Source organism: Streptomyces hiroshimensis, from assembly GCF_014650335.1.
Lineage (GTDB): Bacteria > Actinomycetota > Actinomycetes > Streptomycetales > Streptomycetaceae > Streptomyces > Streptomyces hiroshimensis.
Genome location: NZ_BMUT01000001.1, coordinates 778,761 through 802,444 on the forward strand (window position 1 = coordinate 778,761; position 23,684 = coordinate 802,444).

The window sequence follows — 23,684 nt, forward strand, 5'->3', positions numbered from 1 at the left end:
CACCCATCACCCCACGGCCGCACCACCCCACCACCGCCCCTCACCGACCGCACCGCCCCTCACCGCCGTACCGGCAGCACCGCGAGCACCTCCCAGCCGCCGCCCGGGACCGGCCCGGCCGTCAGGGCCCCGCCGATCGCGTCCGCCCGCTCGGTGAGCCCGACCAGCCCCAGGCCCCCGGTGTCCTCCGCCGGACGGGACACCGTCTGCCCCGCCGGGCCGTCGTCGCGCACGGACACGAAAAGGCGCCGTTCCGCTTCGCGCAGCGTCACGCGCACGGCCGACGCGCCGGGGCTGTGCTTGGCCACGTTCGCCAGCCCCTCCGCGACGATCCGGTGGACGGAGGCGGCCAGCTCCGGGGCCAGCCCGGAACCGAAGCAGGGATCGACGTGCAGATCGACCCGCACGGCGCCCGGGCCCGTCCGCCGGAAGTCGTCGACCAGCGCGCTCACCCCGTCCAGCCCGGGCAGCGGCGCGCGGTGGGCTGCCTCCTGGCCGTCCTGGCGCAGGACGCGCAGCAGCCGCCGGGACGAGGTCAGCGCCTCGTCGCCGGCCTCCTGGATGTCCCGCAGAGAGGCGGCGACCCGCTCGTCCTCGGCGACGGTGCCGGTGGCCTTGGCCAGCAGGGTCATCGCGGCGACGTGGTGGGAGACGAAGTCGTGCAGCTCGCCCGCCAGTTCCAGGCGCTCGGCCTTGCGCGCGGCGGCCACCGCCCGGGCGCGCTCGCCGTCCCGGTAGCGCAGGCACAGGCCCGCCGAGGTGACAGCGGCCACGACGAGGGCGTAGACGACGACGGCCTCCCCGGGCGCGTTCGTGTCGCGCACGGGCGCCACCAGGATCCCGGCCGCCAGCGCGACGCCCGTCGGCACCGCGGCCCGCACCGGCGCCCGCCACGCGACCAGGGCGAGCAGTACGAGCAGGGCCGCGCTCTCGGTCAGCCCCCAGATCGGCAGGTGCTCGCCCGCGGCCATCAGATACCCGGTCACCGACCAGGACACCGCGATCGCCGCCACCGCCCGTGCGGCGAGCGGCGCCCAGGGCAGCACGCACAGGACCACGAGCAGCCCGGCGACCCACACCACGAGGTGGGCGTGGTGGCCGCTGGTCTGCCCGGGGTAGACGGCGCCCCGGGACAGCAGCCGGCCCTCCAGCAGCCACAGGCCGCACAGGCCGGCCACCAGCCAGCCGAGGCGGCGCCGGGCGGCCCCGGGGGCGGCCCCGGGAGCGGTCCGGGAAGGGGCGAGCGGCAGGGATGTCGGCGTCATGCGCTTCACGCTAGGCACGGGCCCGGGAGCGACGGATCGCCCGTACAGCCACTCCGCCCCGGCCGAAAGGATGAAAGTTGGACGGTTGAACCGGCACGGACTCCGTCGGCACGTTCGAACCGGCCGCAGCCCGGTGAACCTTCACCGGACACCTGCTAGCTTGCCCCGTCATGAGACGGACGCTGACGACGTTACGCACCATCGCCGCGGCACTGTGCGGCACCGCACTCGCGCTCGCGGGCACCGCGGCCACCCCCGCCCGAGCCGCCGGCAGGCCCCCGGCCTGGGAGAGCAGGGACGGCGGTGCCGACGCCCGCTTCCGGGGCCTCGCGGCCGTCAGCCGCTCCACGGCGTGGGCCGCCGGAACGAAGGGGACGGTCCTGCTCACCCGCGACGGCGGACGCAGCTGGCGAAACGTCTCGCCGCCCGGCGCGGGCGCCCTCGAATTCCGCGACGTGGAGGCGTTCGACGCCCGCCGCGCCGTCGTGCTGGCCATCGGCGAGGGCGAGGCGTCCAGGGTCTTCCGCACGGACGACGGCGGCAGCACCTGGACGGAGACCTTCCGTAACACCGACCCGAAGGCGTTCTACGACTGCCTGACCTTCTTCGACCCGCGCCACGGCATCGCGCTCGGCGACCCCGTGGACGGCCGGTTCCGCATCCTCGCCACCGGCGACGGCGGCCGCAGCTGGCGCGCCCTCCCCGCCCGCGGCATGCCGGCCGCGCTCCCCGGCGAGGCCGCGTTCGCGGCGAGCGGCCAGTGCGTGGTGAGCTCCGGCGGGCACGACGCCTGGATCGCCACCGGCGGCGCCGCGTCCTCCCGCGTCCTGCACTCCTCCGACCGCGGCCGCACCTGGACCGTCACCGGCACGCCCGTACCGGCCGGCGACCCCGCGCGCGGCGTCTTCGGCCTCGCCTTCCGCGACCGCACCCACGGGCTGGCCGTCGGCGGCGACTACCGCGCCGGGCAGCCCTCGGAGCGGGCCGCAGCCGTCAGCGGCGACGGCGGCAGGACGTGGACGGAGGCCTCCCGCCCGCCCGGCTCCTACCGCTCCGGCGTCGCCTGGCTGCCGCACAGCCGCACCACGGCGCTCGCGGTCGGCCCGGCGGGCAGCGACTTCACCACGGACGGCGGCCGCACGTGGCGCGCCTTCGACACCGGTTCGTACGACACGGTGGACTGCGCGCCGGACGGCGGATGCTGGGCGGCGGGGGAGAAGGGACACCTCGCCCGGCTCGCGGGCCGGTAGGCCGGAGGTCCGGTCAGGAAGGCAGTTCCTGCCGGTAGGCCTCCAGGCCGGGGGCCGTCTTCGTCGGGATGAACTCGGTGACGGAGTACTCGCACACCCCCGCCACGGTGAACGGGTCGCTCCGCGTGATCTCCTCGATCTTCGCCCGGTCCTCCCCGACGGCGAGGATGACGCCGCCGTCGCGGGGCACCTTCCGGCCGGAGGCGATGAAGACGCCGGAGGCGTAGTGCGCGTCCAGCCAGGCCACGTGCTCGGCGAGGGCGGCGTCGATGCGCTCGATCGGCGCGATGTAGGTCAGCTCCAGTACGAACATGATCGCCAGACTACGTGCGGGGTAGCGTGACCCGCACTATGAGCATGGCAGAGGTAACCGACGTACCCCCCGGCTGGCCCACGACCGAGGCGGAAGCGACCGCCCTCCAGGACGAGTTGCGGGGCCGCACCGTCCTGGACGAACCCGGCTCGCCGCCCGGCGAGCCGCTCGTGGCCGTCGGCGTCGACGTCGCCTACGACGACGAGCGGGACGTCGTCGTGGCCGCCGCCGTCGCCCTGGACACCGCCACCCTGAGCGTCGTGGAGGAGGCGACGGCGGTCGGCCGGGTCGCCTTCCCGTACGTGCCCGGGCTGCTCGCCTTCCGTGAGATCCCCACCGTGCTCGCCGTTCTGGAACGCCTCGGCGTCACCCCCGGCCTGGTCGTCTGCGACGGCTACGGCCTCGCCCACCCCCGCCGCTTCGGCCTCGCCAGCCACCTCGGCGTCGTCACGGGCCTCCCCACGATCGGCGTCGCCAAGAACCCCTTCACCTTCCGCTACGACGCCCCCGGGCCGCACCGCGGCGACACGTCGCCCCTCCTGGACGGCGAGGAGGAGGTGGGCCGCGCCCTGCGCACCCAGCCCGGCGTCAAACCGGTCTTCGTATCGGTCGGCCACCGCACGAGCCTGGACAACGCCGTCGCCCACACCCTCGCCCTGGCCCCCGCCTTCCGCCTCCCGGAGACGACCCGCGCGGCGGACGGCCTGTGCCGGCGCGCGCTCAAGGGGCTGGTGGCGGGGTAAGGGGGCGCCGGCGTCCGGCGGACAGCCCGCCCGCCACGGCCACGGCTACGAGTGACGTGCGGTGGCCGGGCGGGCCGTCTCCCCGGCCCGCCCGGCCTTCGAACACTTGCTACGTAACGGGCACCTGCTACGTAACGGGCACCTGCGACGTAACGAGCGCCTGCTACGGCACGTGCACCAGCGAAGGCACGTCCAGCCCCCGCGGCGTCGCGGGCTTCGCGCGGGTGCCGCCCGCCGTTGCGCGGGCGAAGGCCGCGTAGCCGCCGACCAGCGGCAGGGTGGCGGAGCTGCGGCGCAGGTCCACCGTCACGTGCGGGGTGGTGGAGGCCGGCTCGATGAGGCCGGCGTCGGTGCCGGCGATGATCAGGGCCAGGCGGTGGCCCGCCGGGACGACGTGGTCGGCGGCGGCGAGGTCGAGGGTCATGGTGTAGGGCTTGCCGGGGGTCAGGGGGCCGCCCTTGCCGGAGCCGTCCCAGTGGCCGAGGTCGGCCCAGCCGCGGCTGAAGACCGTGTGGCCGACCTGGGCCTTCGTCGGCTCGGTGCGCTTGTAGCAGGCGCTGTCACCGGCGTTGCCGCTGCCCCAGCAGGTGCGGTCGTCCAGGGTGCGGATGCCTTCGCCCCGGGCCGCGTAGTCGCGGATCTCGGCGGGACCGAGGTCGACGAGGACGGCGGACAGATGGGCCGAGGCCGTGGACGGGGTGACCGTCAGGCGCACCGCCGAGGAGCCGGAGAGCCGCAGGTCGCGGCTGAGGGGCGGGGTGATGAAGCCGGCCTTGCCGGGGGTGGAGCGGTCGATGTTCGCGGACCAGTCGCTCTCGTTCAGCCTGGGGTCGTCGGTGAACTCGGCGCCGGCGCCCTGCGGCGCGGGCGTCAGCCCGAGGGTGCCGACGCCCGCGACGGGGCCGGCGGCCGGGCGCAGGGTGGTCGCGCGGGTGTCGCGCGGCGGCCAGACGCGGTCGGTGGACCACCGGTCGGGGGCGCGCTCGATGTCGGCCATGGGCTCGCGCTCGACGCCGTTGTCGTAGCCGAGGAGGTAGTGGTCGAACCAGCGGTGCAGGGTGGGCACCCACGCCTCGCGGCGGAAGTCGAAGGGGTCGACGTGGCCGGCCTGGGAGAGCCAGACCTTGCGCTCGACGCCGTTCTCCGCGAGGGCGTCCCACCACTGGCCGAAGTGCTTGGTTCGTACATTGAGGTCCTGCAGGCCGTGGACGGCGAAGACGCTGGCGCGCACGTTCCCGGCGTCCTTGACGTAGTCGCGGTCCTCCCACAGGGCCGTCCAGTCGCCGTTGCGCGGGGCTCCTTCGGCGAGCTCGCGCTGTACGGCCTGGCAGCGGCCGCGGGCCTCGGGGCTCTCGATGCCGTCGGAGAGGTGGTCGGGGCCGCCGTCGTAGAGGGCCGCGCCCTGGGCGAAGTAGTAGTCGTACCAGGAGCTGATGGCGCCGATGGGGACGATGGTCTTCAGGCCTTCGACGCCGGTCGCGGCGACGGCGTTGGCGATGGTCCCGTCGTAGCTCTTGCCGATCATGCCGACGGACCCGGTGGTCCAGCCGGCCGTGACGGAATCGCTTCCTCCGCGGCTGGCGTAGCCGCGGGCCCGGCCGTTCAGCCAGTCGACGACGGCCTTGGCCGACTGCACGTCGGAACGGCCGCCGATGTCGACGCACCCGTCGGACCGGTTGGTCCCGGCGAGGTCGACGAGCACGACGGCATAGCCGCGCGGTACGAAGTAGTTGTCGTAGTACAGCGGGAAGCCGACCGGCTTGCCCTGTGCGTCATAGGTCTTCTTCTGGCTCTCGTTGCCGCGGCCGCAGCACGAGTAGTACGGGCTCGCGTCCATGATGACGGGGACGCGCCTGCCCTGTTCGGCGGCCTCCCGGGGCCGGATGACGTCGACGGCCACCCGGTCGGATCTGCCGTCCCCGTCGGCGTCCACCCGGGTGTCCACCCAGACGGATTCGCGTATCGCGCGGTCGTACGAATAGACGGGTGTGCTCTCCTTGCCGCGCGGCGCGGCGGCCTGCGCGGCGCCGGGCGGTGACACGAGCACCGCCAGCAGGGCGGCAACTGCCGCCAGTACGAATGAAGTCCAGGGTGTGCGGGCATCCCGCGGGCGTCTGATCACGGGCGGACGGTAACGCCGCCGGGGCCCGGAACAGAAGGGGTTATCGCCGCTTCAGGAGTTGACGGCCGCCCCGCCGCATGACGCGCGCATGTCGATCACATGTCGGAAGGCCCCATGGACATACCCCCCTCCGCGGTGAGTACATAGGCTTCCGAGTGATCGTTCTCCTCTACGAGTTGGAGTGACTCGTGCGTCGTCACAGACTCATCGTTCCGAGCACGGCCGCTGCCGCCTTCCTGCTGCTCGCGGTCCCGGCGTCGGCGGCGGACGCCACGCCCGGCGCCCCGGGCGCCGGAGACTCGTACTACCCGGAAGACGGCAACGGCGGGTACGACGTCTCCCACTACGACCTGCGGCTGAAGTACCAGCCGAAGACGGACCGGCTGGAGGGCACGGCGACACTGCTGGCCACCACCACCCAGGCGCTGTCCCGCTTCAACCTCGACTTCACGCTCGACGTGAGCGAGGTCCTGGTCAACGGCAGGAAGGCCGCGCACAAGCCGTCCGGCGCCCACGAGCTGGAGATCACCCCGGCCGCGCCGCTGGAGAAGGGCAAGCCCATCAGCGTCGTCGTGCGCTACAGCGGCACCCCCTCCACCGTGAAGATCGACGGCTACACGGCCTGGAAGCGCACCCCGGACGGCGCGGTCCTGGCCCAGGAGCCGCAGTCGGCGGCCTGGTGGTTCCCGAGCAACGACCACCCCACCGACAAGGCCACCTACGACGTGTCCGTCTCCGTGCCGGACGACGTCCAGGCCATCAGCAACGGCGTGCTCGCCTCCCAGTCCTCCAAGCTCGGCTGGACGCGCTACAACTGGCGCTCCACCAAGCCCCAGGCGAGCTACCTGACGACCCTGGCCGTCGGCAAGTTCGACATCACCACCGGCACGACGGAGAGCGGCCTGCCCGTCGTCAACGCCTACAGCAAGGACCTGGGCGAGAACCTCCCCTCGGCCAAGGCGAGCATCGAGCGCACCGCCGAGATCACCGACTGGGCGAGCACGCTCTTCGGGCCGTACCCGTTCAACGCCGTCGGCGGGTACGTGCCGAACGTCAAGTCGTCCTACGCGCTGGAGACCCAGACCCGGCCGTTCTACAGCCCCGCGTCCTTCACGAGCGGCGCCAACCAGTCGATCGTCGTGCACGAGCTCGCGCACCAGTGGTTCGGTGACAGCGTCTCCGTCAAGGACTGGCGCGACATCTGGGTGAACGAGGGCTTCGCCACCTACGCCCAGTGGCTGTGGTCGGAGAAGGAGGGCGAGGGCACCGCCCAGGAGCTCGCCGAGTACGTCTACAACAGCGTTCCGGCCGACAACGACTTCTGGAAGGTCAAGCCCGGTGACCCGGGCGCGGACCGGCAGTTCGACCGCGCCGTCTACAACCGCGGCGCCGTCACCCTGCAGGCGCTGCGCAACACCGTCGGCGACAAGGCGTTCTTCGCCCTCCTCAAGCAGTGGCCCACGGAGAACCGCTACGGCAACGCCTCGGTGCAGGACTTCGTGAAGTTCGCCGAGAAGGCCTCCGGCAAGAAGCTCGCCCCGCTCTTCGACACCTGGCTGTTCCAGCCGTCGAAGCCGGCCGCGCTGCCGGCTCCGGCCGGCACCGCCCCCGCCAAGGCGAAGAAGTCGCTGAAGGCCGGCGTCACCCCGCCCAAGTCCTGGAAGAAGATCCAGGAGGCGGAGCGCGCCCACCGGCACTGACCGTTCGCACGTACGGGCCCGCCGTACTGCCCTCGCCCCGCGCGAAGGCGGTACGGCGGGCCGCGCGATGGAGTACGGCGGGGCGCCGCCGGTTTCCCGGCACCGGTTTCGCAGTACTGGTGGCACAGCAATACTGTTCGACACCGACGGGTGCGGAACAGAGAGCGAGGTGCCGCCCATGGCCGCGGAGACGGAGAGCGGAGAAGCGACCCTGACGGTGGACGAACTGGCCGCCCGGGCCGGGGTGACCGTCCGCACCGTGCGCTTCTACAGCACCCGGGGGCTGCTGCCCCCGCCCGAGATCGGCCCGCGCCGCGTCGGGCGCTACGGGCCCGGCCATCTCTCCCGCCTCGCCCTGATCGAAGAACTGCAGCACCAGGGCCTCACGCTCGCCGCCATCGAGCGCTACCTGAACCGGCTCCCCGACGGCCTCAGCCCCCAGGACCTGGCCATCCACCGCGCCCTCGTGGCCTCCTGGACGCCCGACGGGGCCGAGGAGACCACCCGGGAGGAGCTGGAGCGGCGGGCGGGCCGGGCCCTGACCGAGGAGGACATCGACCGGCTCGCCGCGATGAACGCCCTGCAGCGGGGCGGGACCGCCGGCTCGTACCTCGTCGACCCGGGCCTGCTCCACCTCGGCGTGCGGCTGCTGGACGTGCCGGTCTCGCCGGAGGCGATCCTGGCCGCCCGCACGGTGCTGGTCGAGCACGCCCGCGCCACCGCGCGTGAACTGTCGCGGCTGTTCCGCGACGAGGTGGAGACGCGGGCGCCGGACGTCGCGGCGATGAAGTCCCTGTCGGCCCACGTGCAGCCGCTCGTGATCCAGGCGCTGGTCACGGCATTTCAGCGCTCACTGAACGAGGAGCTGCACGCGGCGTACGAGGACGCCTCGCGCAGCGCCTGAACGGTGCCGGTCAGCCTGTTGCCCGCCGCTGCGGCCGAAACAACTGTCCGGGCCGCTAGAAGCGGCCCCCCGTCTCCGCCTTCTCCACCAGCAGGGCCGAAGGCTCGAACCGCTCGCCGTACGCCGCCGCGAGCTCGCGCGCCCGGGCCACGAAGCCCGGCAGGCCGCCCTCGTAGCCGTTGATGTACTGCAGCGCGCCGCCCGTCCAGCCGGGGAAGCCGATGCCGAGGATCGAGCCGATGTTGGCGTCGGCGACGGAGGTCAGGACGCCTTCCTCCAGGCAGCGGACGGTGTCCAGCGCCTCGGAGAACAGCATCCGCTCCTTCATGTCCGCGAAGGGGACCTCCCCGTCCTTCTTCGCGAAGTGCTCGCGCAGCCCCGGCCACAGCCCGGCGCGCTTGCCGTCGACGTACTCGTAGAAGCCGGCGCCGCCGCTGCGGCCGGGGCGCCCGAACTCCTCGACCATGCGGTCGATGACCGCGTCCGCGGGGTGCGGCGTCCACGTCTCGCCGGCCGCCTCGGCCGCCCGCCGGGTCTCCTCGCGGATCTTCCGGGGCAGGGTGAGGGTCAGCTCGTCCATCAGGGAGAGCACCTTGGCGGGGTAGCCGGCCTGCGCGGCGGCCTGCTCGACCGAGGCCGGGTCGACGCCCTCGCCGATCATCGCCACGCCCTCGTTGATGAAGCGGCCGATGACGCGCGAGGTGAAGAAGCCGCGCGAGTCGTTGACCACGATGGGCGTCTTGCGGATCTGCCGGACCAGGTCGAAGGCGCGGGCCAGCGCCTCGTCGCCGGTGCGCTCCCCCTTGATGATCTCCACCAGGGGCATCTTGTCGACGGGCGAGAAGAAGTGCAGGCCGACGAAGTCCACGGGCCGCTCGACGCCCTCGGCGAGGAGGGTGATGGGCAGCGTGGAGGTGTTGGAGCACAGCAGTGCGTCCGGCGCGACGACGTGCTGGATCTCCTGGAAGACCTTGTGCTTGAGGGCCGGGTCCTCGAACACGGCCTCGATGACGGCGTCGCAGCCCGCGAGGTCGGCCACGTCGGCGGTCGGGGTGATCCGGGCCAGCAGCTCGTCCCGCTTGGCCTCGGTGGTGCGGCCCCGCGAGAGGGCCTTGGCCAGCAGGCCCTCGGAGTAGGCCTTGCCCTTGCGGGCGGCCTCCACCGACACGTCCTTGAGGACGACCTCGATGCCCGCCTTGGCGCAGGCGTAGGCGATGCCCGCGCCCATCATGCCGGCGCCGAGGACGGCGACCTTGCTCACCCGGCGGGGGGACACGTCGCTCGGGCGGCTGGCGCCGGAGTTGACGGCCTGGAGGTCGAAGAAGAACGCCTGGATCATGTTCTTCGCGGTCTGGCCGGTGACCAGCTCGGTGAAGTAGCGGGCCTCGATGAGCTGCGCGGTCTCGAAGTCCACCTGGGAGCCTTCGACGGCGGCCGCCAGGATGTTGCGCGGCGCCGGGTAGGGCGCGCCGCCGAGCTGCTTCCTGAGGCTGGCGGGGAAGGCCGGCAGGTTCGCGGCGAAGCGCGGGCTGGCCGGGGTGCCGCCGGGGATCTTGTAGCCCTTGACGTCCCAGGGCTGCTGCGACTCGGGGTGCGCGTCGATGAATGCGCGTGCCTTGGCGAGGAGTTCTTCGCGGTCGGCGGCCAGCTCGTGGACGAGCCCGGCCTCCAGGGCGCGGCGCGGGTCGTACTGCGTGCCCTGCAGCAGCACCTTCAGCAGCGCGTCGGTGATGCCGAGGAGCCGTACGGTGCGGGTGACGCCGCCGCCTCCGGGCAGCAGGCCGAGGGTGACCTCGGGGAGGCCGATCTTCGAGCCGGGGGCGTCGAGGGCGATGCGGTGGTGGCAGGCGAGCGCGAGCTCGTAGCCGCCGCCGAGGGCCGCGCCGTTGACGGCGGCGACGACGGGCACGCCGAGGGTCTCGATCCGGCGCAGGTCGCGCTTGATCGTCATGCTGCCCTCGAGGACGTGCCCGGCGTCGGCGGGGGTCGCGGCGATCAGCTCGCGCAGGTCGCCGCCGGCGAAGAAGGTCTTCTTCGCGGAGGTGAAGACGACGCCGCGCACCGACTCCTTCTCGGCTTCCAGCCGGTCGGCGACCGCCGTCAGGGACGCCTTGAAGGCGTTGTTCATGGTGTTGGCGGACTGCTCGGGGTCGTCGAGGACGAGGGTGACGATGCCGTCGTCGCTCCGCTCCCAGCGGATGGTGTTGCGCTCGCTCATGTCGGTGCTCTCCATTGGGGGTCTGTCCTCGGTCGCCGGACGGGGGAAGGGGGCGGGGCGGGCCCGGGCTACGGGGTGAGGGCCGCCGGAGGCTACACGCGCTCGACGACGGTGGCGATGCCCATGCCGCCGCCCACGCAGAGGGTGACCAGGCCGTACTGCTTGTCCTGGCGCTCGAGTTCGTCGATGACGGTGCCCAGCAGCATGGCGCCGGTGGCGCCGAGCGGGTGGCCGAGCGCGATGGCGCCGCCGTTGACGTTGATCTTGTCGAGGCCGATGCCCATCTCGCGGGCGAAGTGCAGCACCACGGCGGAGAAGGCCTCGTTGACCTCGATCAGGTCGATGTCGCCGATGGCGAGGCCGGCCTTGGCGAGCGCCTTGCGGGAGGCGGGGGCGGGGCCGGTGAGCATGATGGTGGGGTCGGAGCCCGAGACGGCGGCGGAGACGATCCGGGCGCGCGGCGCGAGCCCGTAGCGCTCGCCGGTCTCGCGGTTGCCGATGGCGACGAGGGAGGCGCCGTCGACGATGCCGGAGGAGTTGCCCGCGTGGTGGACGTGGTCGATCTTCTCGACCCAGTGGTACTGCTGCAGGGCCACGGCGTCGAAGCCGCCCGCCTCGCCGATCGTGGCGAAGGAGGGCTTGAGCCCCGCCAGGGTCTCGACGGTGGTGCCGGGGCGGGGGTGCTCGTCCCGGTCGAGGACGACGAGGCCGTTGCGGTCGCGGACGGGGACCACGGAGCGGTCGAAGCGGCCGTCCTTCCACGCGGCGGCGGCGTTCTCCTGCGAGCGGGCGGCGAAGGCGTCCACATCGGTGCGCGTGAAGCCGCCGAGGGTCGCGATGAGGTCGGCGCCGATGCCCTGGGGCACGAAGTTGACGTCGAGGCTGGTCATGGGGTCGTTGAACCAGGCGCCGCCGTCGGAGCCCATCGGCACCCGCGACATCGACTCCACGCCGCCGGCGAGGACGAGGTCCTCCCAGCCGGAGCGGACCTTGGCCGCGGCGAGGTTGACGGCCTCCAGGCCCGAGGCACAGAAGCGGTTCTCCTGCACGCCCGCGACGCTGTCGGGCAGGCCGGCGGCGATGGCCGCGATCCGGGCGATGTCGGAGCCCTGGTCGCCCAGGGGGCTCACGACGCCGAGCACAATGTCGTCGATCGCGGCCGGGTCCAGACCGGGCAGGCGGCGGCGCAGCTCGTGGATGAGGCCGACGACGAGGTCGACGGGCTTGGTGCCGTGCAGGGCGCCGTTTGCCTTGCCGCGGCCGCGCGGGGTGCGGATCGCGTCGTATACGTACGCTTCGGTGCTGCTCAAGGTCGTGGGCCTTTCAGGGCGGGGGGACGCTGGTCGGGGGGATCGGGAGGGCGATCGGGAGAGCAGGGGAGATCAGGAGAGCAGGGAACGGCCGATGATCTCCTTCATGATCTCGGTGGTGCCGCCGTAGATCGTCTGGATGCGGCCGTCGGTGAACGCCTTGGCGACCGGGTACTCCGTCATATATCCGTACCCGCCGTGCAGTTGCAGACAGCGGTCGGCGACGCGCTTCTGCAGCTCCGTCGCCCACCACTTGGCCATCGAGGCGTGCACGGCGTCGAGCGTGCCCGCGGAGTGCTCGGCGATGCAGCGGTCCAGGAAGGTGCGGGTGACGGCGCACTCGGTGGCCATCTCGGCGATCTCGAAGCGGACGTGCTGCAGCTTGGCGAGCGGGCGGCCGAAGGCCTCGCGCTCCTTGACGTAGCCCGTGGTGAGCTCCAGCAGGTGCTCGGCGGCGGCGATCCCGGCGACGGCGATGTTCATCCGCTCCTGGGCGAGGTTGGTCATCAGGTGGACGAACCCGCCGTTGAGCGTGCCCAGCAGGTTCTCCTTGGGCACGCGCACGTCCTGGAAGAACAGCTCGGCGGTGTCCTGCGCCTTCTGCCCGATCTTGTCGAGGTTGCGGCCGCGCTCGAAGCCGGCCATGCCGCGCTCGACGACGAGCAGGCTCAGGCCCTTGGCTCCGCCCTCGGGCGTCGTGCGCGCCACGACGACCACGAGGTCGGCGAGGATGCCGTTGGAGATGAAGGTCTTGGAGCCGTTGAGCAGCCAGTGGTCGCCGCGGTCCTCGGCGGCGGTGCGGATGCCCTGCAGGTCGGAGCCGGCGCCGGGCTCCGTCATCGCGACGGCGGTGATGATCTCGCCCGTGCAGAAGCCGGGCAGCCAGCGCCGCTTCTGCTCCTCGGTGGCGAGGCCCGTCAGATACGGCCCGACGATGTCGTTGTGCAGCCCGATCGCGAGGCCGGAGGCCCCGGCGCGGGTGAACTCCTCGGTGAGCACGGCGCTGTAGCGGAAGTCGCCGGTGCCTCCGCCGCCGTACTCCTCGGGCACGGCGAGCCCGAGCAGGCCCTGGCGCCCGGCCGCCCGCCAGGCCTCGCGCGAGACGATGCCGTCGCGCTCCCACTGCTCGTAGTGCGGGGCGACCTCCTTGGTGAGGAACGTCCGCACGGTCTCGCGGAAGGCTTCGTGCTCGGCGGTGAAGATCTGGCGCTTCATGGCTGCGGGCCCTTCCGGAGCGACTCGATGCTGGGGACGTCCCAGTCCCGCGCCACCTCGGCGGTGTCCGCGCCGGGCCGCGCGGGCGGGCGGCGCACGGAGCCGGGGGTGGCGGAGAAGCGCGGGGCGGGGGCGGGCTGGGTGAGGCCGGCGTGCTCCACGAAGGTGCCGCGGGCGGCGAGGTGCGGGTGCCCGGGGGCCTCGCGCAGCGAGAGGACGGGGGCGACGCAGGCGTCCGTGCCGTCGAAGACGGCCGCCCACTCGGCGCGGGTGCGCGTACGGAAGCGGGCGGCGACGGCGGCGCGCAGCTCGCCCCAGCGGGACGGGTCGTCGCGGGCGGGTGCGAGCTCGGCGAGGCCGAGGCGCTCCATGAACTCGTCGTAGAAGCGCTGTTCCAGGGCGCCGACCGCCATGTGGCCGCCGTCGGCCGCCTCGTAGGTGCCGTAGAAGGGCGATCCGCCGTCGAAGAAGTTGGCCTCGCGCCGGTCCTGCCAGGCGCCGGCGGCCATCATGCCGTGCAGGAGCGCGGTGAGGTGGGCGGTGCCGTCGACGATGGCGGCGTCGACGACCTGCCCGGTGCCGCCGGCGCGGGCGTGGTGGAGGGCGGCGAGGACGCCGACGACCAGGTAGAGCGCGCCGCCGCCGAAGTCGCCGAGGAGGTTGGCGGGGAAGGCGGGCGGCCCGTCGGCCGGGCCCGACAGGCCGAGGGCGCCGGTGACGGCGATGTAGGCGATGTCGTGGCCGGCGGTGTCGGCGAGGGGGCCGTCCTGGCCCCAGCCGGTCATCCGCCCGTAGACGAGGCGGGGGTTGCGGGCGAGGCAGGCGTCGGGGCCGACGCCGAGCCGCTCGGCGACACCGGGCCGGTAGCCCTCGATCAGCACGTCGGCGCGGGCGGCGAGGTCGAGGACCGCGCGGCGGCCTTCGGCGGTCTTGAGGTCGGCCGTCACCGAACGCTTGTTGCGGTTGGTGACGTCGCGGGAGGGGGCGATGTGCAGGCCGGGGCCGCCGGGACGGTCGACGCGGACGACGTCGGCCCCGAGGTCGGCCAGGAGCATGGCGGCGAACGGGCCGGGCCCGATTCCCGCGAGCTCGACGACGCGCACGCCGTCGAGCGGACCTCCGGCTGCCCTTCCGGTCCCGGTCATCCGACCCCCTGTGCGGTTTTCCCCTGTGCGGCTTTGTGACACAACTGCTGTAACACTCGCGATGTTAAGAACGGGTTCCAGTTTTCACAAGACCTCGGCCCGCGCGGCCGGGACACCGTATGCCTCCTCCGGTACGGCACTTGAGGGGGCGTGATGCGCCGGACACGGACTCAGCGGGCGTCGAGCTCCGCGACGAGGCGCTTCGGGGCGATGGTCCGGTAGCTCTCCTCCACCCAGTCGCACAGCACCTCCGCCGGGGCGCTCTCCCCGGTGAGCGGGACCGACACCCAGCCGTGTCTGCCGAGGCCGTAGGACGTGGGCGCCGCGCCGGGGACGGCCATGGCGTGGCCGTGCACCTCCTCGTCCTTGAGCTTGACCGAGATGCCGGGCGACTCGGTGTTCCCCTCGGAGCCCAGGAAGACGAAGATCTTCTTGTTGACCTTGACGACGGCGTCCTCCTCCCAGGGGAACTCCTCGGCCGTGCCCGGCAGCGAGAGCGCGAATTCCCGCACCTTCGCGCGGGCCTTGAGAGGGGCGGACAAGGTCATGGGATGCCTCCGGAGTGTGCGCATGCGCCTCTGTGCCTCTTGCCCGTACACGCTAGCCCGCGGGTCTGACATCGCCCGGGATCATCGCGCGGGCCACCGCCCGGGGTCACAGCAGCCCGGCCTCCGCCAGGTGGTGCCGGACGGCGTCCACGTCCGCGCCGGACAGGGGGCGCTGCGGCGCGGCCGTCGCCGGGCAGTCGATGACCCCGAGCAGGTGCAGGGCCGCCTTGAAACCGCCCAGCGCGGACGCGCCCGAGCTCATGCCGGTGAGGTCGCCCGCCCCGGCGAGCGCGAACAGGGCCGCGAGCCGGTCCTGTTCGGCGGCCGCCTCGGCCCAGCGGCCCGCCCGGGCGTGCCCGTACAGCCGTACGTACCCGGCCGGATCCACGTTGCCCAGCCCCGGGACGACGCCGTGCACCCCCGCCAGCAGGGCCCCGTCGACCGCCAGTTCGGACCCGGTCAGCACGGTGAAGGAGTCCCCGAGACCGCGCCGGCGCAGCCCGACGAGGAGCCGGCGCAGCCCGCCGAGGTCGCCGCTGCTGTCCTTGAGCCCGGCCAGCGTCCCGTCCTCGGCGAGGGGCAGCAGGATCCCGGCGTCCAGCCTGGTGGGAACGGACGAGGGGATGTCGTACGCGACGAGGGGCAGCCCGGCGCCCGCCCGGATGCGTCGGAAGTGGTCACGGACCTCCGCCGGGTGGGTGGCGGCGTAGAAGGGCGCGGTGGCGACGAGCGCGTCCGCGCCGAGCGCGGCGGCGGCCCGGGCGTGGTCCAGGACGCGGGCCGTGCTCGTGTCGATCACCCCGGCGAGCACCGGCACCCGCCCGGCCACGGCGTCGACGGCGGCCCGCAGCGCGGTGCGGCGCCGGGCGTCGTCCAGATGGGCCGTCTCCCCGCTGGACCCGAGCACGAAGACCGCGTGGGCCCCGGCGGCGAGCACGTGCTCCACGAGCGAGCCGAGCGAGCGGGTGTCGACCTCGCCCGACGGGGTCAGCGGCGTACAGAGCGGCGGGACGACCCCGCACAGGGGAACGGGCAGACCCATGGCGACCGCCTTTCCGGCGCGATACGGGCGCGCCGAGCCTTCGGAGGGGGCGGGGTCAGTATGTCGCCGCGGTGCAGTTCGCGGGGCGTGAGCGGGGATGTCAGAGGGACGTGAGCACACCCAGGGAGCCAAGTGGTCCGAGGCCGAGGTGAGGCGTCCTGCGCTGGGCCTGGTCTTCGGCAGGAGCGCGCCTCCGCCGGCTGCGCGCGTCCGCCCCGGCGGGCGGGGCTGCAGGGAAATCCGGTACGACCCCCTCCACCCCTGCGGCTAAAGTCGACCCGTTATGAGTGCCACTCTTGTCGCCAAAAGCCTTGCCGCCGGACACGGCGACCGCACCCTCTTCTCCGGGCTCGACCTCGTCGTCGCGCCCGGTGACGTCATCGGTCTGGTCGGTGCCAACGGCGCCGGCAAATCCACCCTGCTGCGGCTGCTCGCCGGTCTGGACGCGCCGGAGGAGGGCGGGCTCTCGCTCAGCCCGCCGACCGCCACCGTCGGGCACCTGCCGCAGGAGCCCGAGCGGCGTCCGGGGGAGACCGTGCGGGCTTTTCTCGCCCGCCGGACGGGCGTGGCCCGGGCCCAGGCCGAGCTCGACGCCGCCACCCAGGCGCTCGTGGACGGCGCGCCGGGAGCCGACGACGCCTACGCCACGGGGCTCGACCGCTGGCTCGGCCTCGGCGGTGCCGACCTCGACGAGCGCGCCGAGGAGGTCGCCGCTTCGCTCGGCCTCTCCGTCGGGCTCGACCGGCCCATGACCAGCCTCTCCGGCGGCCAGGCCGCCCGCGCGGGCCTCGCCTCCCTGCTGCTGAGCCGCTACGACGTCTTCCTGCTGGACGAGCCCACCAACGACCTCGACCTCGACGGGCTGGCCCGCCTGGAGTCCTTCGTCACGGGGCTGCGCGCCGGCACGGTCGTGGTCAGCCACGACCGCGAGTTCCTCACCCGCACCGTGACCAAGGTCCTCGAGCTCGACCTCGCCCAGCAGCAGATCCGCCTCTACGGCGGCGGATACTCCGCCTACCTGGAGGAGCGCGAGACCGCCCGCCGGCACGCCCGCGAGGCCTACGAGGAGTACGCCGACACGCGTGCCGGCCTGGAGGACCGCGCCCGCACCCAGCGCAACTGGATGGAGAAGGGCGTCAAGAACGCCCGCCGCAAGGCCAGCGACAACGACAAGATCGGCCGTAAGTTCCGCACCGAGTCCACCGAGAAGCAGGCCGCCAAGGCCCGGCAGACCGAGCGGCTCATCGAGCGGCTGGACGTCGTCGAGGAGCCCCGCAAGGAGTGGGAGCTGCGCATGGAGATCGCCGCGGCCCCGCGCTCGGGCGCGGTCGTGGCGACCCTGCGCGGCGCCGAGGTGCGCCGGGGGTCCTTCGCCTTCGGCCCCGCCGACCTGCAGATCGACTGGGCCGACCGGATCGCGGTCACCGGCGCCAACGGCTCCGGCAAGTCCACGCTGCTGGCGGCCCTGCTCGGCCGGCTGCCGCTGGACGCCGGGCACGCGGCGCTGGGCCCGGGCGTCGTCGTCGGCGAGGTGGACCAGGCGCGGGCGCTGTTCTTCGGCACGGAGACGCTGCTGGACGCCTTCGGCGCGGCCGTCCCCGATCTCGCGCCCGCCGACGTCCGGACGCTGCTCGCCAAGTTCGGGCTGAAGGCCGATCACGTGCTGCGCCCGGCGGTCACCCTCTCGCCGGGCGAGCGGACGCGCTCGGCGCTGGCCCTGCTGCAGGCGCGCGGGGTCAACCTGCTGGTCCTGGACGAGCCGACCAACCACCTCGACCTCCCGGCGATCGAGCAGCTGGAGTCCGCGCTGGACTCGTACACGGGCACGCTCCTGCTGGTCACGCACGACCGCCGGATGCTGGACGCGGTCCGCACGACCCGCCGCATCGAGGTCTCCGGGGGCCGTCTCACGGAGCGCTGACACCACGGCCCGCACCACGGCCCGCCCGTGCGGGAGGGCGGGCCGGCAGGCCGTGTGTCCGAAAACAACCCCAGGCGCAGGCCAAACCTTCCCCAAGGGACGGGGCCGCCCCGGCTGACCTGCCGGCCGCAAAACCCCTGCGGCGGGCGGGACATCGCGGTCTCTTGGGTCTGTACGGACTCTGTTCGATTTACGGAATGTTGGCACCGGGATCCGAACCGGCCGTGCAGGAGACGCCGTCTGGTGGTGAGGACGTCCGAAGGGCGCCCGCACCACCACCGCACCACGGCATCAAGTGAGGCCGCCCCGATGTCACCGGCATCCCGCACCACCGTCTCCCCACCCGCCACACCGCACAGACCCCGGGCCGTCTACGAAGGCGCCCCGCCGCCCCCGCCGCGCACCCTCCTCGACGTGCTCGACGCCACCGCGGCCCGCCACCCCGGCGCCCCCGCCCTCGACGTCGCCGGCCCTTCGGGCACCTCCCGCGACGTGCTCACCTACCGGGCCCTGTGCGACGAGGTCGCCCGCCGGGCGGACTTCCTGCACCGCGCCGGCATCGGCCCCGGCGACCGCGTGGGCGTCCGTATCCCCTCCGGCACCGCGGACCTCTACCTCGCGATCCTCGCGGTGCTGCGCTGCGGCGCGGCCTACGTCCCCGTCGACGCCGACGACCCCGACGAGCGCGCCGCCACCGTCTTCCGTGAAGCGGGCGTCTGCGCCGTCCTCGGCCCCGGCGGCCGCCTCTCGCCCACGGCCGCCCGGCCCGCAGGCGCCCCGCCCCGCCCCGTCCTGCCCGGCGACGACGCCTGGATCATCTTCACCTCCGGCTCCACCGGCGCCCCCAAGGGCGTCGCCGTCACCCACCGCAGCGCCGCCGCCTTCGCCGACGCCGAGGCCGCGCTGTTCCTCCGGGACGCGCCCCTCGGCCCCGGCGACCGCGTGCTGGCCGGCCTGTCCGTGGCCTTCGACGCCTCCTGCGAGGAGATGTGGCTGGCCTGGCGGCACGGCGCCTGCCTGGTCCCCGCCCCGCGCGCCCTCGTGCGGGCCGGGCACGAGCTCGGGCCGTGGCTCGCCGAGCGCGGCATCACCGTCGTCTCCACCGTGCCCACCCTCGCCGCGCTCTGGCCGCCCGAGACCCTCGCCCGGGTGCGGCTGCTGATCGTCGGCGGCGAGGCGTGCCCACCGGGGCTCGTCACCCGCTTCGCGGTGCCCGGCCGCGAGATGTGGAACACCTACGGCCCGACCGAGACCACCGTCGTCGCCTGCGCCGCCCGCCTGCTGCCCGGCGAGCCCGTACGCATCGGGCTGCCCCTGGACGGCTGGCGCCTCGCCGTCGTCGACGAGGCCGGGGAGGCGGTGCCCCACGGCGCCGAGGGCGAGCTCGTCATCGCCGGCGCCGGCACCGCCCGCTACCTCGACCCCGCCAAGGACGCCGACCGCTTCCGCCCCTCGCCCGCCCTCGGCGACCCCCGCACCTACCGCACCGGAGACCTCGTCCGGGCCGACCCCGAGGGCCTGGTCTTCGCCGGGCGCGCCGACGACCAGATCAAGCTCGGCGGGCGGCGCGTCGAACTCGGCGAGATCGACGCCGCGCTCGGCGCCCTGCCGGGCGTGCGCGGGGCGGCCGCCGCCGTCCGCAGCACGCCCGCCGGCGGGCACATCCTCGTCGGCTACGTCGTGCCGGACGCCGGATACCGCAGACAGGAGGCCAGAGCACTGCTGGCCGAACGCCTGCCCGCCGCGCTCGTCCCCGTCCTCACCGAAGTCGCCGACCTGCCCACCCGTACCTCCGGCAAGGTCGACCGCGACGCCCTGCCCTGGCCCCTGCCGGAGCCCGCGGAGACGGGCGCGGAGACAGGTGCGCAGACGGGCGGCGACCTGCACGGCACGGCCGCCCGCCTGGCCGACCTGTGGGAGCTCCACCTCGGCACCCGGCCCGCCGCCGGGTCCGACTTCACCGCCCTCGGCGGCACCAGCCTCACCGCCGCCCGCATGGCCTCGGCCCTGCGTGAGCACCACCCCGGGGTCTCCGTCGCCGGCCTCTACCGGCACCCCGTCCTGCGCGACATGGCCGCCCACCTCGACTCCCTCGCCGCCCCCGCCCCGCCCCAGGGCGCCGCCGGCCGCGCGGTCCGCCCCGTGCGGCGGCGCGCCGGGGCGGCCCAGATCCTCGTACAGACCGCCCTCTTCGGCGTCGCCGGGCTGCGCGGGGTCGTCGCCCTCGCCGCCGCCGACAACGTCCTCGGCCTGCTGGCCCCCCGGCAGTGGGCACCCCACACCTCCTGGTGGCTGGTGCTGGCCGGCTGGCTCCTGCTGTTCAGCGCCCCCGCCCGCCTCGCCGTCGGCGCCGCGGCCGCCCGCCTGCTCACCCGCGGCATCGCCCCCGGCGCCTACCCGCGCGGCGGCCGCGTCCACATCCGGCTGTGGGCCGCCGAACGCGCCGTCGCCTCCTTCGGCGTCCCGGCCCTCCTGGGCACCCCGTGGGCCGCCCGGTACGCGCGGGCCCTCGGCTGCACGACCGGCCGGGGCGTGGCCCTGCACGCGATGCCCCCGGTGACCGGCCTCGCCACCCTCGCCGACGGCTGCGCCGTCGAACCCGAGTCCGACATCGCCGGCTGGTGGCTGGACGGCGACGACCTGCACATCGGCCGCGTCACCGTCGGCGCGGGAGCCCGGGCGGGCCACCGCAGCATGATGATGCCCGGCGCGACGCTCCACCCGGGCGCCGAACTGGCCCCGGGAGCCTGCCTGGACGGCGACGCCCCGGCGGGGGAGCGGTGGGAGGGCTCACCCGCGCGACCGGCGGGCCGGGCGGAACCCGTCCCGCCGCAGGGCCCTGCGACCCCCTCGCTCCGGGCGAAGGCCGCCTACGCCCTCACCCTGGCCGCGATGCCCCTGCTGCCCTTCACCGCTGCCCTGCCCGCGCTGGCCGGCACGTACTACCTGGTCAAGGACTGCACCACGCTCATGTCCGTGGCACTGCTGCTGCTCGCCGCAGTGCCGGTGCTCACCGTCGTCGGCAGCCTGTGCTGGGCCCTCCTCGTCGCCGGTGCCGTGCGCCTGCTCGGGCGGGGGATCCGGCCCGGCGACCACCCCCTGTGGGGCGCCGTCGCCTGGCGGGCCTGGCTCGTCACCCGTCTGCTCGACGGGACCCGTTCGAGCCTCTTCCCGCTCTACGCGAGCCTCGCCACCCCCGTGTGGCTGCGCCTCCTGGGCGCCCGCGTCGGCCGGCGCGCCGAGATCTCGACCGTCCTGCCGCTGCCCTCCCTGCTCACCGTCGGCGACGGGGCCTTCCTCGCCGACGACACGCTCGTCGCCCCCTACGAACTGCGCGGCGGCCGCCTCCGCCTGGGCACCGCGCACATCGGCCGGCGCGCCTTCGTCGGCAACTCCGGCACCGTCGGCCCCGGCCGCAGCGTGCCCGACCACGCCCTGATCGGCGTCCTCTCCGACGCGCCCGAGCACAGCGAGCCCGGCACGTCCTGGCTCGGCCGCCCTGCGATGCCCCTGCCGCGCGTGGCCACCGCCGCGGACGCGCACCGCACCTTCGAGCCCCCGCGCCGCCTGGTCGCCGCCCGCGCCGCCGTCGAACTGTGCCGCGTGCTGCCCCTGATGGCCGGCTTCGCCCTCGCCGAACTCGTCCTCCTCGGCGAGCAGGACGCCCTCACCTCCGGCGGCCCCCTCCTCGCCGCCGCCGTGGGCGCCCCGCTGCTGCTCGCCGCGGGCCTGGCCGCCGGCCTGACCACCACCGCGGCCAAGTGGCTCCTCGTGGGCCGCTTCACCGCGGGCGAGCACCCCCTGTGGTCCTCGTTCGTCTGGCGCAACGAGCTCTACGACACCTTCGTCGAGACCCTCGCCGTGCCCTGGCTGGCCGGCCCGTTCACCGGCACGCCCGTCCTCAACTGGTGGCTGCGCAGCCTCGGCGCCCGCCTGGGGCGCGGCGTCTGGTGCGACACGCACTGGCTGCCCGAGACCGACCTCGTCAGCCTCGGCGACGGCGCCACCGTGGGCCGCGGCTGCGTCCTGCAGACCCACCTCTTCCACGACCGGATCATGCGCATGGACACCGTCCGCCTCGCCGCCGGGGCCTCCCTCGGCCCGCACGGCATCGTCCTGCCCGGCAGCACCGTCGGCGCAGGCGCCTCCATCGCCCCCGCATCCCTGGTGATGCGCGGCGAGACCGTACCCGCCGGGACCCGCTGGGCCGGCAACCCCATCGCGGGCGCGGAGCCCCTCCCGGGGGGCGGGGACAGCGCCGGACGGCACCGGGGAAGCCCCGCGCACTCCGCCGCGGCCGCCCTGTGCACCGCCGGAGCCGTCACGGGTTCCGCCGGGGGCGCCGTTGTTCCGCCCGGGAGCATCGCATGACCCTGTGGAAGCGTCTCCGCTGCAGCCGCCGCGGCCTGTTCACGGCCGCGGCGGCTCTCCCGCTGACCGCGACCGCCGCCGACACCGCCGCCCTGAAGGGCGGCGGCCCGCGCTACTTCCCCCGCAACGGCTCCGACGGCCACCGGACCCTCTCCTACGACCTGACGCTCGGCTACGACCCCGGCCGGGGTCGGCTCGACGGCCACGCCCGCATCCGGGCCGTCGCCAACGAGCGCACCGGCCGCATCGCCCTCGACCTCGCCCGGCTGAAGGTGCGCGCCGCCTACCTGGACGGACAGCCCGTCACCGTGCACCAGCGCGGCGGCAAGGCGGTGCTCGCCGCCGCGCGGCCCCTCGCCGCCGGCCGGACCTTCGTCGCCGACGTCCACTACGGCGGCCGGCCCGGGCCCGTCCGCACGCCGTTCGGGCCCATCGGCTGGGACCGCACGGGGGACGCCCACGGCGGAACCCTCGTCGCCTCCCAGCCGGTCGGCGCCCCGTCCTGGTTCCCCTGCAACGACCGCCCCGACGACAAGGCCGCCTACACCTTCACCGTCACCGTGCCCCGCGGCCACCACGTCCTGGCCAACGGCACCCTCCGGGAACGCCGGGAGACCGAGGACTCCACCGCCTGGACCTACCACCACCCCGGGCCCATGGCCTCCTACCTCGCGGCCGTCTGCACCGGCCGCTTCACCCACGACACCCGCGGCACCTTCCGCAACGCCTACCCCACCGACCTCGCCGAACAAGCCCGCCACGACCTGGCCCGGCAGCCGCGCATGCTGCGCGCCTTCAACGGCTGGTTCGGCCCCTACCCGTTCGAGACCTACGGCGCCGTCGTCGTCGACGCGGAGCTCGCGGCGCCCGTCGAGAACCAGACCCTGTCCGTCTTCGGCCGCAACCACATCGACGGCCGGCGCGGCTCCGAGACCCTCGTCGCCCACGAACTCGCCCACCAGTGGTTCGGCAACAGCGCCGGCATCGCCGACTGGCGGCACATCTGGCTCAACGAGGGCTTCGCCACCTACGCGGAGTGGCTGTGGTCCGAACACCTCGGCGAGGACGACGCGGACACGCTCGCCCGGGCGGCCCGGAACGACCTCGCCTGCCGCGGGCAGGACCTGTGCATCGCCGCCCCCGGCCCGCGGCAGCTCTTCGACGACCGGATCTACGTACGCGGCGCGTGCACCCTGCACGCCCTGCGGCTCGCCGTCGGCGACGACTGCTTCTTCCGGATCCTCCGGACGTGGCACGCGGCGCACCGGGGGTCGACGGCGGACACGGAACGCTTCGTGTCCCACGCGGAGACGACGGCGAACAGCCCGCTGCGTTCCCTGCTGGCGGCGTGGCTGTACGAGACCCCGGTCCCGCGGTTCCCCTCCGGAGAGGGGGCGGACTGACGGCCCTGCAGCTCGGCTGGGCACCGCCGGGCTGCCACGTGGTGGCTTATCGCCGTCGCGGCGGGAACATCTGCAAGATCTTCCCGCCGCAACGGCGAATGCCACGACGGCGTGGGTCCGGCGGAATGCGCGAGCGGCGATGCCGGTGGCCTGGTCGTCGTCGGGCCGTGGCCCGGTGAAAAGTGCCCGCCGCAGCGGCGTCGAACAGCGCTGC

At 74.4% G+C, this 23,684-nt stretch carries 16 protein-coding genes; 7 read left to right on the forward strand and 9 right to left on the reverse strand.

All coding sequences use genetic code 11. From position 1 onward, the window contains the following. Positions 1–59: 59 nt before the first annotated feature. Positions 60–1,265, reverse strand: a complete 1,206-nt coding sequence (locus tag IE241_RS03155) for a sensor histidine kinase (protein ID WP_190019992.1) — start codon at positions 1,263–1,265, stop codon at positions 60–62. A 170-nt stretch (positions 1,266–1,435) separates the two neighbouring features. On the opposite strand from IE241_RS03155, the gene IE241_RS03160 reads away from it, so the two are divergent. Further along, the gene (locus IE241_RS03160) at positions 1,436–2,515 is read left to right on the forward strand and encodes a WD40/YVTN/BNR-like repeat-containing protein (protein WP_190019993.1); all 1,080 of its coding nucleotides are present in this window, start codon (positions 1,436–1,438) and stop codon (positions 2,513–2,515) included. A gap of 13 nt (positions 2,516–2,528) precedes the next feature. Here the strand turns inward: IE241_RS03160 and IE241_RS03165 are convergent, their stop codons facing one another. Further along, a complete protein-coding gene (locus tag IE241_RS03165; protein WP_190019994.1) occupies positions 2,529–2,828 on the reverse strand; it encodes a YciI family protein in 300 nt (99 codons plus the stop codon). Between the two features lie 44 nt (positions 2,829–2,872). Between IE241_RS03165 and IE241_RS03170 the strand changes: the two genes are divergently transcribed. Beyond that, on the forward strand, positions 2,873–3,571 hold the full coding sequence (locus IE241_RS03170; protein ID WP_190019995.1) for an endonuclease V: 699 nt from the start codon (positions 2,873–2,875) through the stop codon (positions 3,569–3,571). 163 nt (positions 3,572–3,734) lie between these two features. On the opposite strand, the gene IE241_RS03175 is transcribed toward IE241_RS03170, so the two are convergent. After that, positions 3,735–5,693, reverse strand: coding sequence for a Xaa-Pro dipeptidyl-peptidase (locus tag IE241_RS03175; protein WP_229898709.1), 1,959 nt, complete (start codon positions 5,691–5,693; stop codon positions 3,735–3,737). Positions 5,694–5,881: 188 nt separating this feature from the next. On the opposite strand from IE241_RS03175, the gene IE241_RS03180 reads away from it, so the two are divergent. Continuing rightward, on the forward strand, positions 5,882–7,393 hold the full coding sequence (locus IE241_RS03180; protein ID WP_190019996.1) for a M1 family metallopeptidase: 1,512 nt from the start codon (positions 5,882–5,884) through the stop codon (positions 7,391–7,393). A gap of 178 nt (positions 7,394–7,571) precedes the next feature. Continuing rightward, positions 7,572–8,297: a MerR family transcriptional regulator gene (locus IE241_RS03185; RefSeq protein ID WP_190019997.1), complete on the forward strand. Its 726-nt coding sequence runs from the start codon at positions 7,572–7,574 to the stop codon at positions 8,295–8,297. 55 nt (positions 8,298–8,352) lie between these two features. Here IE241_RS03185 and IE241_RS03190 read toward each other — a convergent pair whose 3' ends face one another. The 6 genes from IE241_RS03190 to IE241_RS03215 all read right to left on the reverse strand — a co-directional run bounded on the left by IE241_RS03190 (position 8,353) and on the right by IE241_RS03215 (position 15,775). Next, positions 8,353–10,515, reverse strand: coding sequence for a 3-hydroxyacyl-CoA dehydrogenase NAD-binding domain-containing protein (locus IE241_RS03190; protein ID WP_190019998.1), 2,163 nt, complete (start codon positions 10,513–10,515; stop codon positions 8,353–8,355). A gap of 92 nt (positions 10,516–10,607) precedes the next feature. Continuing rightward, positions 10,608–11,825, reverse strand: a complete 1,218-nt coding sequence (locus IE241_RS03195) for an acetyl-CoA C-acetyltransferase (protein ID WP_190019999.1) — start codon at positions 11,823–11,825, stop codon at positions 10,608–10,610. Positions 11,826–11,897: 72 nt separating this feature from the next. Beyond that, entirely contained in the window at positions 11,898–13,040 is a 1,143-nt protein-coding gene (locus IE241_RS03200; protein ID WP_190020000.1) for an acyl-CoA dehydrogenase family protein, read from the reverse strand. Then, a complete protein-coding gene (locus IE241_RS03205) occupies positions 13,037–14,185 on the reverse strand; it encodes a CaiB/BaiF CoA transferase family protein (protein ID WP_190020001.1) in 1,149 nt (382 codons plus the stop codon). The genes IE241_RS03200 and IE241_RS03205 overlap by 4 nt, the downstream gene beginning before the upstream one ends. A gap of 170 nt (positions 14,186–14,355) precedes the next feature. Further along, positions 14,356–14,733, reverse strand: coding sequence for an MmcQ/YjbR family DNA-binding protein (locus IE241_RS03210; RefSeq protein ID WP_190020002.1), 378 nt, complete (start codon positions 14,731–14,733; stop codon positions 14,356–14,358). Positions 14,734–14,839: 106 nt separating this feature from the next. Next, on the reverse strand, positions 14,840–15,775 hold the full coding sequence (locus IE241_RS03215) for a dihydrodipicolinate synthase family protein (RefSeq protein ID WP_190020003.1): 936 nt from the start codon (positions 15,773–15,775) through the stop codon (positions 14,840–14,842). A gap of 283 nt (positions 15,776–16,058) precedes the next feature. Between IE241_RS03215 and IE241_RS03220 the strand changes: the two genes are divergently transcribed. The 3 genes from IE241_RS03220 (at position 16,059) to IE241_RS03230 (ending at position 23,470) form a co-directional block, all read left to right on the forward strand. Next, positions 16,059–17,696 carry an ABC-F family ATP-binding cassette domain-containing protein gene (locus IE241_RS03220; RefSeq protein WP_190020004.1) on the forward strand — a complete coding sequence of 546 codons (1,638 nt, stop codon included), beginning with the start codon at positions 16,059–16,061 and terminating at the stop codon, positions 17,694–17,696. Between the two features lie 309 nt (positions 17,697–18,005). Next, complete coding sequence (locus IE241_RS03225) at positions 18,006–22,067, forward strand: Pls/PosA family non-ribosomal peptide synthetase (protein ID WP_190020005.1); 4,062 nt, start codon at positions 18,006–18,008, stop codon at positions 22,065–22,067. Next, entirely contained in the window at positions 22,064–23,470 is a 1,407-nt protein-coding gene (locus IE241_RS03230) for a M1 family metallopeptidase (RefSeq protein WP_190020006.1), read from the forward strand. Before IE241_RS03225 ends, IE241_RS03230 begins: the two co-directional genes overlap by 4 nt. Positions 23,471–23,684 lie beyond the last annotated feature (214 nt).

Coding starts and splice junctions, on each gene's coding strand:
- IE241_RS03155 (WP_190019992.1), bottom strand. CDS start 1,265: ATGACGCCGACATCCCTGCCGCTCGCCCCTTCCCGGACCGCTCCCGGG.
- IE241_RS03160 (WP_190019993.1), top strand. CDS start 1,436: ATGAGACGGACGCTGACGACGTTACGCACCATCGCCGCGGCACTGTGC.
- IE241_RS03165 (WP_190019994.1), bottom strand. CDS start 2,828: ATGTTCGTACTGGAGCTGACCTACATCGCGCCGATCGAGCGCATCGAC.
- IE241_RS03170 (WP_190019995.1), top strand. CDS start 2,873: ATGGCAGAGGTAACCGACGTACCCCCCGGCTGGCCCACGACCGAGGCG.
- IE241_RS03185 (WP_190019997.1), top strand. CDS start 7,572: ATGGCCGCGGAGACGGAGAGCGGAGAAGCGACCCTGACGGTGGACGAA.
- IE241_RS03190 (WP_190019998.1), bottom strand. CDS start 10,515: ATGAGCGAGCGCAACACCATCCGCTGGGAGCGGAGCGACGACGGCATC.
- IE241_RS03200 (WP_190020000.1), bottom strand. CDS start 13,040: ATGAAGCGCCAGATCTTCACCGCCGAGCACGAAGCCTTCCGCGAGACC.
- IE241_RS03205 (WP_190020001.1), bottom strand. CDS start 14,185: ATGACCGGGACCGGAAGGGCAGCCGGAGGTCCGCTCGACGGCGTGCGC.
- IE241_RS03210 (WP_190020002.1), bottom strand. CDS start 14,733: ATGACCTTGTCCGCCCCTCTCAAGGCCCGCGCGAAGGTGCGGGAATTC.
- IE241_RS03215 (WP_190020003.1), bottom strand. CDS start 15,775: ATGGGTCTGCCCGTTCCCCTGTGCGGGGTCGTCCCGCCGCTCTGTACG.
- IE241_RS03220 (WP_190020004.1), top strand. CDS start 16,059: ATGAGTGCCACTCTTGTCGCCAAAAGCCTTGCCGCCGGACACGGCGAC.
- IE241_RS03225 (WP_190020005.1), top strand. CDS start 18,006: ATGTCACCGGCATCCCGCACCACCGTCTCCCCACCCGCCACACCGCAC.
- IE241_RS03230 (WP_190020006.1), top strand. CDS start 22,064: ATGACCCTGTGGAAGCGTCTCCGCTGCAGCCGCCGCGGCCTGTTCACG.